This window comes from Gordonia sp. SMJS1 (genome assembly GCF_029866425.1).
GTDB lineage: Bacteria > Actinomycetota > Actinomycetes > Mycobacteriales > Mycobacteriaceae > Gordonia > Gordonia hongkongensis.
This window is the reverse complement of record NZ_CP123381.1, coordinates 1353531-1366427: the sequence shown is the minus strand read 5'-3', so window position 1 is coordinate 1366427 and position 12897 is coordinate 1353531. Positions and strand designations below refer to the sequence as shown.

Sequence of the window (12897 nt, the reverse complement as noted above, 5' to 3'; positions counted from 1 at the left end):
CAGAGAGGCCCGCACTGCTGATGACTGCACCATTCGTCGCGCATGCCGCCACCAGGGCACCGGAAACCGGCACCCGCGCTCTGATCGCCGACCGCCGCGCAGGCGAGAGCCTGCCGGCGGAGTTCTATGTGAGCCGGGAGTTCTTCGACCTCGATGTCAACGAGATCTTCTCTCGGTCATGGATTTTCGTGGCCACCGAAGCCGAGATCACCGATCCCGGTGACTATGTCACCATCACCTTCTCGACCCGGTCGGTCATCGTCGTCCGAGACGACGACGGCCGGGTCCGGGCCCACCACAACGTGTGTCGGCATCGAGGGGCCCGCCTGCTCACCGAGCCCAGCGGATCGACCGGGACCCTGGTGTGCACCTACCACTCGTGGACCTACGGGATGGACGGGCGCCTCGAGTTCGCCGATGACCAGGCGCCCGGCTTCGACAAGTCCTGTTACTCGCTGCGCTCGGTACATGTCCGCACGATCGGCGGCCTGGTGTTCATCTGCCTGGCCGACGACCCGCCGGCCGACATCGACGAGGTCGCCGCCGTCGTCGAGCCCTATCTGACGCCACACCGTCTCGCCGAGGCCAAGGTGGCCAAACAGGTCGACATCGTCGAAGACGGCAACTGGAAACTGACGATGGAGAACAACCGCGAGTGCTACCACTGCGGTGGCCATCCGGAACTCCTCAACGTGTTCTTCCCGACCTGGGGATACAGCGACACCGACGCCATCCCCAGCCGGTTGGCGCCGGCGTTCGACCGGTTCCACCGCGCCACCGCGGAGCAGACCGAGATCTGGGACCGGCATGGCCTACCCCACACCCGGGTCGTAGAACTCGACACGCGCGCAACCGGATTCCACATCGAGCGCGACGCACTCGACCTCGCCGGCGAGTCGTTCACCCTCGACGGCTCCGCGGCCTGCGGCCGCCTCCTCACCGACATCCCCGACGCGCGACTCGGCCGGCTGTCGATGCACCTGCAGCCCAACATGTGGCTGCACGTGACGAGCGACCACGCCGTGCTCTTCGCGGTCATCCCGGTCTCCGCCGATCAGACCCTGGTGCGCACCACCTGGCTCGTCCATCGTGACGCCGTGGAGGGCGTCGACTATGACCTCGACCAGCTCACCGGGGTCTGGGAGAAGACGAATCAGCAGGACGCCGACCTCGTTGCGCTCGCGCACAGCGGCATCAGCGATCCCGCTTACGTTCCCGGCCCTTACAGTACGTCGGAGATCCAGGTCGAGGCCTTCGTCAACTGGTATGTCACGATGCTGCGCCGCCGACTCGACATCCCGGCCGCCGACGGCCCTTTCGACGCGGCGGGAGCCTGAGAGCGACCATGGCCGACAACATCTTCCTCCAGTGCGTGTCCCGCACCGACACCACCCGGGACATGGCGACGTTCACCTTCCGGGTCGCGGGCGGGTCGCCGTCGCGCTCCGCTGCCGGGGATCCGGCCGGCGACCCGGACGACCACCGGACCTTCGTCTTCGCCCCCGGTCAGTTCCTGGCGATGACCGTGGAGATCGACGGCCGGCCCGTCCAGCGCTGCTACAGCATCTCCTCACCCCCGACCCGGCCGGGGGGCCTGTCGATCTCGGTGAAACGCGTGGCCGGGGGTCACGTCTCGAACTGGTTGCACGACAACATGGTCGAAGGCATGATGATCACCGCCTCCGGACCGCTGGGTCGATTCACCTACACCGCCCGTCCGGCCGAGAAGTACCTGTTCGTCTCGGCCGGGAGTGGCATCACGCCGGTGATGTCCATGCTCCGATCGGTCACCGACAGCGAGTCCCCGCTCGACATCGCCTTCGTGCACAGTGCGCGCAATGTCGACGACATCCCATTCCGGGACGAACTCGAGGAACTCGCCCGTCGGCATCCGAACGTGACACTGGCGTTCGCGGCGACGCGCATGGCCGCCGGCGACTTCCCCGACTGGACCGGACACCGCGGGCGCATCGACCGCGCGATGCTCGAACGGGTCTGCCCCGACCTCGGTGACCGCGAGGTGTTTCTCTGCGGGCCCGGGCGTTTTCGCAGCGAGGTGCGCGGCGCACTGGTGTCGGCCGGCTCGGCTCTCGCTCGGATCCACGAGGAGAGCTTCGGGTTCAGCCTGCCCACCGATGACGAGTCGGAGTCCGACACCGGCGTGGTCGTCGCTTTCTCCCGACGCGCCCGGCGGGTCACCGTGGGTCCCGGCACCACGATCCTCGCCGCCGCCGCCAAAGCGGGCGTCACCCTGCCATCGACGTGTGGTGTGGGCCTGTGCGGTTCCTGCAAGGTCCGCAAGGTCTCCGGCGACGTGGTCATGAACCACCAGGGCGGTATCCGCCCACGAGAGATCGCGCAGGGCAAGATCCTGCTCTGCTGCGCCGAACCCCTGTCCCCGGTCGTGATCGATTTCTGAGGGAGACCCGACGATGACAAGCCAGAAGACACCGCGTCCCGCGGGCCTGGCGCCCCCGGGCGCCCACCTCCCCCACCACCCCGAGTTCCTCTGGCGCGCACCAGAACCCAAGTCCTCCTACGATGTCGTCATCGTGGGAGGCGGCGGCCACGGTCTCGCCACGGCCCACTACCTCGCCCGCGTCCACGGCATCACCGATGTCGCCGTCCTGGAACGGGGTTGGCTGGCCGGCGGCAACATGGCGCGCAACACCACCCTGATCCGATCCAACTATCTCTGGGACGAGAGCGCCGGGATCTACGAGCACTCGCTGAAGCTGTGGGAGGGTCTCGAGGACGAGCTCGGATACCCCATCCTCTTCAGCCAGCGCGGCGTACTCAACCTCGCCCACACCGAACAGGATGTGCGCGACAGCATCCGGCGGGTGGAGGCCAATCGGCTGAACGGCATCGATGCCGAATGGCTGGATCCCAAGCAGGTCGCGGAGGTGTGCCCGATCGTCAACACCTCCTCCGACATCCGTTATCCGGTGCTGGGCGCGACCTTTCAACCCCGTGGCGGCATTGCCAAACACGACTACGTCGCCTGGGGTTTCGCCCGCAGCGCCAGCGATGCGGGCGTCGACATCATCCAGAACTGCGAGGTCACCGGGTTCGTCACCGACGGCGACCGGGTGGTCGGCGTCGAGACTACCCGCGGCCGCATCGCTGCGGGCACCGTCGCGCTGTGCGCCGCCGGACACACCTCGACGCTCACCGACCAGCTCGGTTTCCGGGTTCCGATCCAGAGTCATCCGCTGCAGGCCCTGGTGTCCGAACTCCTCGAGCCCATCCACCCGACCGTGGTGATGTCGAACGCGGTGCACGTCTACGTGTCCCAGGCCCACAAGGGTGAGCTGGTGATGGGCGCCGGGGTCGACTCCTACAACGGATACGGGCAGCGCGGCGCCTTCCACATCATCGAGCGTCAGATGGCTGCCGCGGTGGAGCTGTTCCCGGTGTTCGGGCGGGCCCGCCTCCTGCGGACATGGGGCGGGATCGTCGACGTCACCCCCGACGCCTCGCCCATCGTCGGTGCCACCCCGTACGAGAACCTCTACCTCAACTGTGGTTGGGGCACCGGCGGATTCAAGGCGACTCCGGGCGTCGGTTGGGCGCTGGCGCACACGATCGCCACCGGCAGCCCGCACGCCGTCAACGCACCGTTCACCCTCGACCGGTTCGTCACCGGCCGCCTCATCGACGAGCACGGCGCGGCCGCCGTCGCCCACTGAACCCGCCACCGCCGAGGACACCACGATGCAGATGATCCGCTGCCCGCACTGCGGGCCCCGCGAGGAAACCGAGTTCCACTACGGTGCCGCGGCCGGTGTCGCCTATCCCGAGCGACCCGCCGACCTCGACGACACCGCGTGGGCACACTACTTGTTCTTCCGGCCCAATCCCAAGGGGTCGATGACCGAACGGTGGTGCCACACCACCGGGTGCCGCCAGTGGTTCACCGTCGGGCGCGACACCCTCACCTATGCGTTCACCGACGAATCGGCTCCCTCGCGATCCCGTGCCGACACGCCGTCCTCCCCCGCCGAACCCGGAGCAGCCCGATGAGCACCACCGACCCGAAATCCACTCCCGCTCAGCCGTTCCGGACCGGAGCCGGTGGACGCATCGACCGGAGCACGCCGATCGACTTCGTGTTCGACGGGGTCACCTACCGCGGCTACGCGGGCGACACCCTCGCGTCGGCCCTGCTCGCCAACGGGGTGCGGGTGGTCACCACCAGCGTCAACCTCGGGCGCCCGCGCGGCGTCACCGGAGCCTGGGCCGAGGACGCCACCGCGCAGGTCGGCATCGACGCCCCGTTCGTGGAACCGATGGTGCCGGCCACCACCGTCGCCCTGTGTCCCGGCCTCGTCGCCCACGGGGTACCGGGCTGGGGAAAGCTGAGCAGCACCGTCGACGACGCCCGATACGACTCGCTGCACCACCATCCGGACGTGCTCGTCGTCGGTGCGGGCGCCGCGGGCCTGATGGCGGCCCTCAATTGCGCCCGTGGCGGAGCCCACGTTCTCCTGGTCGACGAGCGCAGCGAACCCGGTGGCCGTACTCCCGGCGTCGGCTGGGTGGCCGAAGCCGTCGCCGAACTCGATTCGCACCCGCACGTCACGCACCTGACCCGTACGACTGCGTTCGGTGCCTACGACGACGGTTTCGTCCTGGCCGTCCAGCACCGCACCGACCACCTCGGCAGCGACGCCCCCGCACACCTCTCCCGGCAACGGGTGCACCGTATCCGGGCTCGTCGTCTCGTTCTCGCCACCGGCGCCCACGAGCGACCGATCGTCTTCGCCGGCAACGACGTGCCCGGGGTCATGCTGGCCGGCGCCGGCGGTGACTACCTCAGCCGCTACGGCGTCCGGGTCGGCCGGACGGCCGTGGTCTTCACCGCATGCGATTCCGCCTACACCGCGGCCTTCGCGCTCGTCGACGCCGGGGTCTCGGTTCCCGCCGTCGTCGACGTCCGCCCGGCCGTCAGCGCGGACCTGGGCGAGAACGCCCGCCGGCGCGGCATCCCGATCCTCGCGGGTACGACCGTGATCCGAGCGCACGGCACCGATGCGGTCACCGGGATCGACCTCAGCGACGGCTCGTCCCTGGTCTGCGACACCGTCCTGGTCAGTGGCGGTTGGAATCCGGCGGTGCACCTCTGGAGTCAACTGCGCGGAACCATCGCCTTCGACGACCGAGCCGCGACCTTCCTGCCCACGGGAACCGTGTCTAAGACCGAGATCGTCGGTGCCGCAGCGGGTTCGACCACCTTGGGCGACAGCCTGGCCGACGGTCGACGCGGCGCGGTGGCGACCCTCGCCGGACTCGGTATGGCGCCACCGGAGTTGCGCGCCATCCCGCGCGTCACCGAGCGGATTCCGGCCGCGCCGGCCGTCTGCTGGTACGTGCCCGGCAGTCCCGACGACGACACCCTCTCGTTCGTCGACCTCCAGCGCGACGCGACCGTCGCCGACATCGCCCGGGCGCTGGGTGCCGGGATGCGATCGGTGGAACACGTCAAGCGCTACACCACCATCGGCACCGGGCACGACCAGGGCAAGACCTCGGGCATCGTCACCTCCGGCATCGTCGCGGAGATGCTCGGCATCCCCGTGAACGACGCCGGCACCACCACCTTCCGTCCTCCGTACACCCCGGTGACCTTCGCCGCGCTCGCCGGACGTGATCGCGGCGACCGGTACGACCCGGTGCGGCGGACCCCGATCCACGACTGGCACGTCGAGCGCGGCGCCGTCTTCGAGGACGTCGGCCAGTGGAAACGGCCGCGGTACTACCCGCGTGGCGGCGAGGACATGCACGACGCGGCCCTCCGCGAATGCGCCTCCGTGCGAACGGGAGTGGGCATCCTCGACGGCTCCACCCTCGGCGTGATCGATGTCGCCGGTCCCGACGCCCCGGCCTTCCTCGACCTGCTCTACACCAACATGATGAGCACCCTCGCGGTCGGCAAGGTCCGCTACGGCGTCATGTGCGGCGCGGACGGCATGGTGTTCGACGACGGCACCGTGATGCGGATCGCCGACGACCGCTACACCCTGTACACCACGACCGGCAACGCCGCGGCCGTCCTCGACTGGATGGAGGAATGGCATCAGACCGAGTGGCCGGACCTCCGGGTGTGGATGACCTCGCTGACCGACCAGGTGGCCACGTTCCCGGTGGTCGGCCCACGCTCGCGCGACGTGGTGGGCACCGTGTTCCCCGATCTGGACGTCTCGAACGATGCGTTCGGGTTCATGACGTGGCGGGACACCACCTTTCGCGGCGTGCCCGTGCGGATCGGGCGGATCAGCTTCTCCGGGGAACTCGCCTACGAGGTGAACGTCGGGGCCGGTTATGCCCAGGCGGTGTGGCAGACACTCATCGACGCCGGTGAACCGCACGCCATCACCCCCTACGGGACCGAGACGATGCACGTCCTGCGCGCCGAGAAGGGCTATCCCATCATCGGCCAGGACACCGACGGCACCGTCACGCCCCACGACCTCGGGATGAGCTGGGCGGTCTCGAAGAAGAAGCCGGACTTCATCGGCAAGCGATCATTCGCGCGTGAATCCGCGACGGCACCCGACCGCAAGCACCTCGTCGGACTGCTGCCGGTCGACGGCAGCACCCGGCTCCCCGAGGGTTCGCAGATCATCTCCCACCGCGTCGACCGCACCCTGCCACCGCCGCCGGTGCCGATGCTGGGGCACGTGACGTCGAGTTACCGCAGCGCCGAGCTGGACCGCCCGTTCGCCCTTGCGCTGGTGAAGGGCGGTCGCGACCTCATCGGCAGCCGGCTCGATGTCCCCATCGGGGACACGCTGTGCGAAGTCGAGATCACCACAACCGTTTTCGTCGACGCGGAAGGAGCCCGACGCGATGGCTGACACCACCGTGCATTCTCTGCCGGACACCGGCGCGCTCGAACCGGTCCCACCGTTGCAGAACTGGTCGGCGCGATTCGCCGAACTGGCCCCGGCCGTACTGCTGCGCCCGACCCCGGTGGCGCAGACGGTGATCCGACCGACCGAACCCGCCGCGGCGGAGCGGCTCGACCTGCCCGGCGCCTGCCGGATGACGCGCGACGGGGACACCACGGTCGTCTGGCTGGGTCCCGACGAGTATCTCGCCTACGCGGCCGGCATCGCACCGCACGAGTTCGCCGCGGCGATGGCCGACCGTGCGCAGGGCGGCGCGTATGTCGCCGATGCCTCCGGCCAGCGCACCCGCCTGGTCCTCGGCGGCCCGCACGCCGAGACGATCCTCGCCCACGGTTGCGCGATCGATCTGTCGCCGAGGAGCTTCGGGCCCGACGACGTGGCCCAGACACTGCTGGCCCAGGCCGCGGTGATCGTGCATCGCGTTCCGGACGGATTCGCCGTCCTCGTCCGCAGCTCCTACGCCGACTACCTCGCCGCGTGGCTCGTCGACGCCGCCACCGAGTACGCCATCGTGCCCGCTCCTTCCCCGCTGCCGTAGAGGAACCCCATGTCTCATCGATTCACCCTCACCCTGCGATGCCCGTCGCGCAGCGGCGTCACGCACGCGATCAGCTCGTTCCTCTACAGCCACGGTTGCGAGGTGCTCGACCATCAGCAGTACGACGACCCGATGACCCACACCCTCTTCGTACGTACCGAATTCGCGTCCGCCCACGAGTCCGGCTCACAGCAGCTGTCGGCGGCTTTCGATCATCTCGCCACCGGTCTGGGCGCCGAATACTCGATCAACGACCAGACACCGCAGCGGATCCTGGTGATGGTCTCTCGACTGGGGCACTGCCTCAACGACCTGATCTTCCGCTGGCGTTCGGGCACCCTCGGCGGTGAGCTGGTCGCCGTCGCCTCCAACCACACCGATCTGGCCCCGATGACCGAATCGGCCGGCCTTCCGTTTCACCATCTACCGGTCTCCCCGGAGACCAAGCCGGCGGCCGAGAACGCGATGCTCGACCTGGTGTCGTCCTACGACGTCGATCTGGTCGTCCTCGCCCGGTACATGCAGATCATCTCCGACGAGACCTGTTCGGCACTGCGCGGCCGGGCCATCAACATCCACCACTCGTTCCTGCCGGGCTTCAAGGGCGCCAAGCCGTATCACCAGGCACATCAGCGCGGAGTCAAGTACGTCGGCGCGACCGCGCACTACGTGACCCCCGACCTCGACGAGGGCCCGATCATCGAGCAGGAGGTCATCCGCATCGACCACACCCACGATCCGCGCCGACTCGCCACTGTCGGCAGCGACGCCGAGGCGCTGGCCCTGTCGCGCGCCGTGCGGTGGCACAGCGAGTACCGGGTGCTGATGAACGGGACCAGCACCGTGGTCTTCACCTGACCAAGCCCTGACCCACACCTGCCCGAAAAGGATTGTTCCCCATGGCTGCACCGAAAGTCGTGATCGTCGGCGCCGGCATCGTCGGTACCTCACTCGCCGACGAGCTCACCCAGCGCGGTTGGACCGACGTCACCGTCCTCGACCGCGGCCCGCTCTTCGCCACCGGCGGGTCGACCTCGCACGCGCCGGGCCTCGTCTTCGCGACGAATCCGTCCAAGACGATGACCGCGCTCGCCTCCTACACGATCGAGAAGTTCTCCGCGCTCGCTCATCCCGACGGCTGGTGCTTCAACCCGGTGGGCGGACTGGAAGTGGCCACCACCCCGGAACGGTGGGAGGACCTGCATCGCAAGGCCGGGTGGGCGGCCGCTCGTGGCATCGAACACCGACTCGTCGACCCCGCGGAATGCGCTGCGATGCATCCGCTCCTCGAACGCGATGCCGTCCTCGGCGGCTTGCACACGCCGAACGACGGCCTCGCGAAAGCGCTGCGCGCGGTCGAGGCCCAGGCCCGCCGCGCGATGGCGCGCGGCGCCGAGTTCCGTGGCGGACAAGAGGTCATCGACGTGGTCGAGGCCAACGGCGAGGTGCGCGGGGTGCGCACCTCGACCGGAGTCGTCGACGCCGACATCGTGGTGTGCTGCACCGGTTTCTGGGGCCGCGAATTCGGCCGCCGGGTGGGACTGACCATCCCGTTGGTACCGATGGCCCATCAATACGCGATCACCACCCCCGTCGCCTCTCGCAGGGGCGTCAACTCCGCTTTGGCCGAGGCGACGTTGCCGATCCTGCGCCACCAGGACCGCGACCTGTACTACCGCGAACACGGCGACCGGATCGGCATCGGCTATTACGGTCACCGGCCGATGCCCTCGGACGTGGGCGATCTGGACCACGACACCGCGATCACATTGGCGGACATGCCCTCCAAGCTCATGTTCACCCCGGAGGACTTCGACGACGCGTGGCAGCACTCGGTGGCCCTGCTACCCGAACTCGGCAACGGCAAGGTCGAGGAGGGCTTCAACGGGATCTTCTCGTTCACCCCCGACGGCCATTCGGTCATGGGCGAACATCGCGACCTGGCCGGTTTCTGGGTCGCCGAGGCCGTGTGGGTGACCCACTCGGCGGGCGTCGCGAAGACGATGGCGGAGTGGATGATCGACGGCACTCCCGGTGTCGACGTCCACGAGACCGACCTGTACCGCTTCGAAGACGACGCACTCACCGACGACTTCATCCTCACCACGAGTTCGCAGGCCTTCGTGGAGGTCTACGACATCATCCACCCGCACGATCAGCGCAGGGCCCCGCGCAACGTGCGTCTCAGCCCGTTCCACGACCGCGAGGCCGCACTCGGCGCCGAGTTCTGGGAGAGCGGACTCTGGGAACGACCCGCCTGGTACGAGGCCAACCGTCCGCTGCTCGATCAGAAGCTCGCCGACGGGCTCGTCGTACCGGAGCGCGACAGCTGGTCGGCCCGGCACTGGTCGCCTGTCTCCGTCGCCGAGGCGGCGCACACCCGCAGCCACGTCGCGATGTACGACATGACCCCGCTGACCCGGTTCGAGCTGTCGGGTCCGGGTGCGCTCGCCCTTCTCCAACACCTCACCACCAACAAGATGGACAAGTCCGTCGGCTCGGTGACCTACACGCTGATGCTCGACGAGAAGGGCGGCATCCGTTCGGATCTGACCGTCGCCCGGCTCGCCGACGACGTGTTCCAGGTGGGCGCCAACGGTCCGCTGGACTTCGACTGGATCAGCCGGCACCTCCCGGCGGACGGCTCGGTCGTCCTGCGCGACATCACCACGGCCACCTGCTGTCTCGGTCTCTGGGGCCCGCTGGCGCGCGACGTGCTGGCACCGCTCACGCCGGCCGACCTCACCAACGACGGCCTCCGCTACTTCCGTGCGCTCACCACCACCGTCGCCCGAATCCCGGTGACCCTGATGCGTGTCTCGTACGTGGGCGAACTCGGTTGGGAGATCTACACTTCCGCGGCCGACGGACCGGCGCTGTGGGACGCGGTGGCAGCGGCGGGCGATCCCCACGGCATCATCGCGGCCGGCCGGATCGCCTTCAACAGCCTGCGGATCGAGAAGGGTTACCGGGCGGCCGGTTCCGACATGACCACCGAGCACACGCCCGCTGCTGCCGGGCTCGGTTTCGCCATCCGCAAGACCGCGGACGACTTCCTCGGCCGCGCCGCCCTGGCCGAGCGTGATGCGCCGAACACGCTGCGCACCCTGCGTTTCACCGATCCGGCGGCGGTCGTCCTCGGCAAGGAGCCGGTATCGATGGGCGGCCGGGTCGTCGGCTACGTCACCAGCGCCGGGTGGTCGGCGACGGTCGGCGCGTGCCTGGCCTACGCCTGGTTGCCCGCCGAACTCCCCGACGACACCTCGGTCGACGTCGCCTACCAGACCACCCATCACACGGCCGTCGTCATCGCCGACCCGGTGGTCGATCCCCAGATGACCCGGATCCGGAGATGAGCGGTTCCGGGTACCCACCGACGCCCGTGACCCGCCCGGGACGGCTTGCCGCGGTTCGCGACGCGGTTCCGGTCCCACCCGCCCCGACCGGTACCCTGGGCGCTGCGATGACTGAGCAGAGAGCGGAGACCGAACGTCCGGGGGGCGCGGTCGATCGGGCACTGCAGGTGTTGGAGCTCATCGGGTCCGCCGGGTCGGCCGGCATCACCGAACTCGCCCTCGAGCTCGGCGTTCACAAATCCACCGTCTCCCGAATCGTCTCGTCACTCGAGGCACGCGGTTTCGTCGAGCAGGTACCGGACGGTCGCAAGTACCGGATCGGCCTCACGGTGGTCCGCCTCGCCGGGTCGACGATGGCAACCCTCGACATGACCAGATGTGGGCAGGACACCTGTGACGCGCTGGCCGCGCAGACCGGTGAGACCACCAATCTCGCCGTCCTCGCCGAGTCGCAGGCCATCAACGTCGTCGAGGCCAAAGGGCCGTCCGCGGTCGCCCTCCGCACCTGGGTGGGCCAGGCCTCCCCCGCTCACGCGACGTCCTCGGGGAAGGTCCTGCTCGCAGGTCTGTCCGAAGACGAGGTTCGCGAGACCTTCGCGGGCGGGTTGACCAGGTTCACCGACCACACGGTCGTCGACATCGACGACCTCGTCGCCGACCTGCGCGAGGTCGAGCGCCGAGGTTGGGCGATGGCGGTGGAGGAACTCGAGGTCGGCCTGGTGGCGATTGCCGCACCGGTACGCGATCACACGGGCACCATCGTGTGGGCCCTGAGCGTCTCCGGCCCGCGCTATCGGCTCGACCCGGACGACACGGAGGAGCTGACCGCGACCGTCGTCTCTGCGGCCGACGATCTCAGCCGCATGTTCGGCTACCGTGCGGCGGGTTCGGCCAGCGCCCCCGGGATCATCGAGAAGTCGTGACGTCGGCCGGCCGCCGCCCACGTGGCCGCAGTCGGGGAGATCTGGTCCACTGGAGTACATGCGCGACGTCCTGCGGTCCCTGACCGAACTCCTCGACGGCGACGACGCGCGTCCGGTCGCACTCTGCCGGGTCGTCGGCGCGTCGGGATCGGCACCCCGCGAGCTCGGCGCGGCCATGATCGTGACCGAGGACGACACCGTGATCGGTTCGGTCTCCGGTGGCTGCGTCGAATCCGCTCTCGTGCACACCGCCCGCGACGTCCTCGCCGACGGGGTCGCGATCGTCGAACAGTACGGCATCGACGATCCCGACAGTCCCGCGCCGGGTCTGACCTGCGGCGGGCACATCGAAGTTCTCGTCGAACGTGTCGCACCGAGCAGCGGTCGGCGCGGCCAGCTCGACCGACTCGCGGCGGCGATCGACGCCGGCGAACCCGTCTCGTGGGCCACGACCCTCACCGACGAGACCGACTGGTACTTCGCCACCGCCGCCTCACAGCAGCCGTGGCGCCGCCTCGACCGCGACGTCGCCGACCTCCTCGCCACCGGCCGGAGCGGCCTCATCGGCATCGACGACTGCGATGCCCCGTCCGACGAACGTCCCCGGACCTTCGTGCAGACCTTCGGGCCGCCGGCCCGGTTGATCCTGGTCGGCGCCAACGACTTCGTGCGTGCACTCAGTTCGATTGGGGCCGGTCTCGGTATGCGGGTGACGGTCGTCGACGCACGACCGGTGTTCGCCACCCCCGAACGCTTCCCCGACGCCGACGAGGTCGTCGTCTCCTGGCCGGATCGCTATCTGGCGGAACAGATCCGGGACGGCCGGGCGGGTCCGTCGACGGCGGTCTGCGTGATGACGCACGACCCGAAATTCGACGTACCGACCCTGCAGGTGGCACTCGGCTGCCGGCAACTCGGCTTCGTCGGTGCACTCGGGTCGCGGCGGACGGTCGCCGATCGCGACCAACGCCTCCGCGAGGCGGGCGTCGACGACATCCGACTCGACCGGCTGCGCTCACCCCTGGGCCTCGATCTCGGCGGGCACACCCCGGGCGAGGTCGCAGTCGCCATCGCGGCGCAACTCATCGCCGAGCGGCACGGCGCCACCGGCGCACCGCTGCACGCCGGCGACGGACCGATCCACCGCCGGTAGCGTCGGCCTCCGG

At 69.2% G+C, this 12897-nt stretch carries 10 protein-coding genes; all 10 read left to right on the top strand.

The annotated features are described in order from the left end of the window. Nucleotides 1–20: 20 nt before the first annotated feature. The 10 genes from QAD21_RS06235 (at nucleotide 21) to QAD21_RS06190 (ending at nucleotide 12884) form a co-directional block, all read left to right on the top strand. Complete coding sequence (locus tag QAD21_RS06235) at nucleotides 21–1337, top strand: aromatic ring-hydroxylating dioxygenase subunit alpha (protein WP_226512731.1); 1317 nt, start codon at nucleotides 21–23, stop codon at nucleotides 1335–1337. 8 nt (nucleotides 1338–1345) lie between these two features. Beyond that, complete coding sequence (locus tag QAD21_RS06230; protein ID WP_226512730.1) at nucleotides 1346–2419, top strand: hybrid-cluster NAD(P)-dependent oxidoreductase; 1074 nt, start codon at nucleotides 1346–1348, stop codon at nucleotides 2417–2419. A 13-nt stretch (nucleotides 2420–2432) separates the two neighbouring features. After that, nucleotides 2433–3692, top strand: coding sequence for a sarcosine oxidase subunit beta family protein (locus QAD21_RS06225; RefSeq protein ID WP_065630784.1), 1260 nt, complete (start codon nucleotides 2433–2435; stop codon nucleotides 3690–3692). Between the two features lie 25 nt (nucleotides 3693–3717). After that, complete coding sequence (locus QAD21_RS06220) at nucleotides 3718–4026, top strand: sarcosine oxidase subunit delta (protein WP_280360840.1); 309 nt, start codon at nucleotides 3718–3720, stop codon at nucleotides 4024–4026. Further along, nucleotides 4023–6860: a 2Fe-2S iron-sulfur cluster-binding protein gene (locus QAD21_RS06215; RefSeq protein WP_280360838.1), complete on the top strand. Its 2838-nt coding sequence runs from the start codon at nucleotides 4023–4025 to the stop codon at nucleotides 6858–6860. Before QAD21_RS06220 ends, QAD21_RS06215 begins: the two co-directional genes overlap by 4 nt. Beyond that, nucleotides 6853–7452, top strand: coding sequence for a sarcosine oxidase subunit gamma family protein (locus QAD21_RS06210; protein ID WP_280360836.1), 600 nt, complete (start codon nucleotides 6853–6855; stop codon nucleotides 7450–7452). The genes QAD21_RS06215 and QAD21_RS06210 overlap by 8 nt, the downstream gene beginning before the upstream one ends. 9 nt (nucleotides 7453–7461) lie before the next feature. Beyond that, entirely contained in the window at nucleotides 7462–8310 is an 849-nt protein-coding gene (gene purU / locus QAD21_RS06205; protein ID WP_137810978.1) for a formyltetrahydrofolate deformylase, read from the top strand. A 41-nt stretch (nucleotides 8311–8351) separates the two neighbouring features. After that, nucleotides 8352–10808: an FAD-dependent oxidoreductase gene (locus QAD21_RS06200; RefSeq protein ID WP_280360834.1), complete on the top strand. Its 2457-nt coding sequence runs from the start codon at nucleotides 8352–8354 to the stop codon at nucleotides 10806–10808. Nucleotides 10809–10915: 107 nt separating this feature from the next. Next, nucleotides 10916–11731, top strand: a complete 816-nt coding sequence (locus QAD21_RS06195) for an IclR family transcriptional regulator (RefSeq protein WP_280360833.1) — start codon at nucleotides 10916–10918, stop codon at nucleotides 11729–11731. Between the two features lie 58 nt (nucleotides 11732–11789). After that, the gene (locus QAD21_RS06190) at nucleotides 11790–12884 is read left to right on the top strand and encodes an XdhC family protein (RefSeq protein ID WP_280360831.1); all 1095 of its coding nucleotides are present in this window, start codon (nucleotides 11790–11792) and stop codon (nucleotides 12882–12884) included. The last annotated feature ends 13 nt before the right edge of the window (nucleotides 12885–12897 follow it).